This is a genomic window from Gottfriedia acidiceleris (assembly GCF_004138285.1).
GTDB classification, from domain to species: Bacteria; Bacillota; Bacilli; order Bacillales; family Bacillaceae_G; genus Gottfriedia; species Gottfriedia acidiceleris_A.
The window spans coordinates 1-2293 of the sequence record NZ_SCFN01000049.1; the positions used below are offsets into that span (position 1 = coordinate 1).

4 protein-coding genes are annotated in these 2293 nt (G+C 36.1%); 2 read left to right on the forward strand and 2 right to left on the reverse strand.

Features of this window, described 5'->3' with window-relative positions; all coding sequences use genetic code 11:
- Nucleotides 1-122: 122 nt before the first annotated feature.
- Nucleotides 123-239, forward strand: a complete 117-nt coding sequence (locus EP747_RS25470) for a ribbon-helix-helix domain-containing protein (protein WP_419179347.1) — start codon at nucleotides 123-125, stop codon at nucleotides 237-239.
- A 57-nt stretch (nucleotides 240-296) separates the two neighbouring features.
- Here EP747_RS25470 and EP747_RS23870 read toward each other — a convergent pair whose 3' ends face one another.
- Both EP747_RS23870 and EP747_RS23875 read right to left on the reverse strand, forming a co-directional pair.
- The gene (locus tag EP747_RS23870; RefSeq protein WP_129692476.1) at nucleotides 297-1016 is read right to left on the reverse strand and encodes a hypothetical protein; all 720 of its coding nucleotides are present in this window, start codon (nucleotides 1014-1016) and stop codon (nucleotides 297-299) included.
- 319 nt (nucleotides 1017-1335) lie between these two features.
- Complete coding sequence (locus EP747_RS23875) at nucleotides 1336-1632, reverse strand: TetR family transcriptional regulator C-terminal domain-containing protein (protein WP_129692477.1); 297 nt, start codon at nucleotides 1630-1632, stop codon at nucleotides 1336-1338.
- A 372-nt stretch (nucleotides 1633-2004) separates the two neighbouring features.
- Here EP747_RS23875 and EP747_RS23880 point away from each other — a divergent pair, with 372 nt between their 5' ends.
- Nucleotides 2005-2247 carry a hypothetical protein gene (locus EP747_RS23880; protein ID WP_129692478.1) on the forward strand — a complete coding sequence of 81 codons (243 nt, stop codon included), beginning with the start codon at nucleotides 2005-2007 and terminating at the stop codon, nucleotides 2245-2247.
- The last annotated feature ends 46 nt before the right edge of the window (nucleotides 2248-2293 follow it).

Here is a 2293-nt window from a genome sequence, read left to right on the forward strand (position 1 = left end):
GGTGCAGCGCGAGCGCTGCATGGGTGGCTAAATGGCAGTATAGTTGAACAAGGAATTACTAAAAAAAACATAGAATATAAGAAAAAGTAATAGGTGATTGGAAATGGGGTACCAGGAAAACGATTGTGATTGACGATGACATAGCAAAGCAGCTTGATCAGTTTGCCAAGCAAAAACGGGTGAATAAATCGGATTTACTGGAAGTCGCCTTGTTGGATTTGTTTGAACGGTATCAATAAAAAAGGGTGAAGCTACTGCTCCACCTTTTTTGTGATATAAGAAATTATATGATCGAGTCAACTAAACCGGAAGTTACTTATATCGATCGCAACGAACAGCATATCGCGAACTGGTTCCATATTGGGTCCGCGTAAATAAGCGCGGCGTTTTGTAGGATAACGAAAGCCTTCAACCTCGATGTAGTCGTCGATATATTGCGCCGCCGGAAAGCTGCCTGCGACATCAACATGATAGTCGTGTCTGCGCAGCTGTAAATCAGCGTCAAAATAGAAGTCCTGCTCCTTATTGTGACTAGCAATGTTATTGGGAAACCTTACACGCAATCCTCGCCAAATCTCATTGCCTTCTTTCCAGGATGGGATTTCGCTGACCTCAAACCCCGGCATCATCATGAAAAAAGGTGTAGTCAGGTATGTCCACATTGCGTATCCATTGAAATAGGCTCGATGAAGTGGATTCCATGGTGTGTTCATCGTATGATTCGCAAACGAGGTCCTAGGATCGTCCTGCTCGGAAATGACTTCCCCGGACAAGGTTTCAATCGCAATACGATCGGGGCTGAAGGAAGTCCGCCAATCCGGTTGACCGAAGGGAGTGAGAGATGCGACTTCAGAGTGAAGCGCGACTGTCATCTCACGAGGATTAGAGTCTTGAACGAGCCCTTTCAATGCCCATAACCCACCACCGGTGACGATCGTGGCAGTTAATGAATTATATTTTTTCCAACGGTTTAACCCGCCATGCGCTTCTATTACTTGTACCAACAAATCGTTCATATGTTCCTCCTTGTTACGGATTGAGTTTATCATAACCTGAAGCGGCTAATCGGCTACTTCAACGTTGATAAAGCAATGATTATATCTTAAGAACGACCCGAAATCTAGCTTCCCCTTCGATCATTCTTGATATACTTCCCTAAAGACTTGTATAAGAAGTTTCCACAACATTCTTTCTAAACTATTGAATGTTCTTGAATCCTTCTTCCTACGAATTTCATATTATCATTACGAGAACGAACAGTAAAGAATTATTGTTTACCATTCGTTCTCATTTTTTATAAACTAAATAAAGTTAACTTGTTTTAGTTAACTCCTTTCAAATTATGCTATGTGAACTTACATTAATCTTTAATCTAATACAGAGAGTAGTATCTATGATATTTTTTAGTTTATTTTTATCATTAGTTGTTTTTACTAGTACCCTTAAACCTATGAAGGCATTATGAATAAACTGGGAAAGCTTTTCAAAATCATAATGTTTAGGAATTTCACCTGATTTTTGCCCACTTAATAGCAATTTATATATAATTTTTTCTGTTTTAGAAAAATTTTGTTCAATTTTTTCTGCAACTTCTTCATTATGTAAAGTCAATTCAACAGCCTTTATAAACAACTAAATTTCCTACCTTCATCATCAACTTCATCAACTTATTATTCTTCATTCAATAATCTAAATATATTTCTTAACACTAATATTTGCATTGTTCTTATTGAACTGATGTAGCCGTTTCGTTCATTATGACTAATCTGCCAGTAAGTCAAAAAAATAAATAGACTACCAAAATAGTCTATCGTTGTTTAACTAACGCAGTGCGAGTTCAATTAGAAGAGCAGCCAATGGCTGCTCTTTTAATATTAGTATTTAGAAGGATAGTTAATTAAGGCATGATATAATTAATTGTTAATTCACTGAACGATAAAAAACAATAAAATAGATTTTTATTAAAGATCTTACAGAAAAGAATTAAAAATAGGGGGTGAAGTAGTGGAGAAAATTTGTGGGCCATGTGCTAAAAACATAGGAATGTCAAAAGAAGAACGTTTGAAACTAGCTGACTCACGTATTAACAAACAGATATACATCTGTCCAAATTGCAATAAAGAGCACAGTTATGTAAGTGCAGTAAAAATGGCTGTTCAAGTAAATAATACTTCGAAACAAGTAATTGAAAAGAAAGAATCCACAAAGAAAAAGAAAGTGGAATCAGAACAATTTACATTATTTTAGATTTATTAATTTAGCTTAAAAATAGTATTTTTTATTCAACTTACGC

Bases quoted from the DNA above. Each gene is read 5' to 3' on its own strand.
- EP747_RS23870 (WP_129692476.1), bottom strand. From the start codon at position 1,016: ATGAACGATTTGTTGGTACAAGTAATAGAAGCGCATGGCGGGTTAAAC.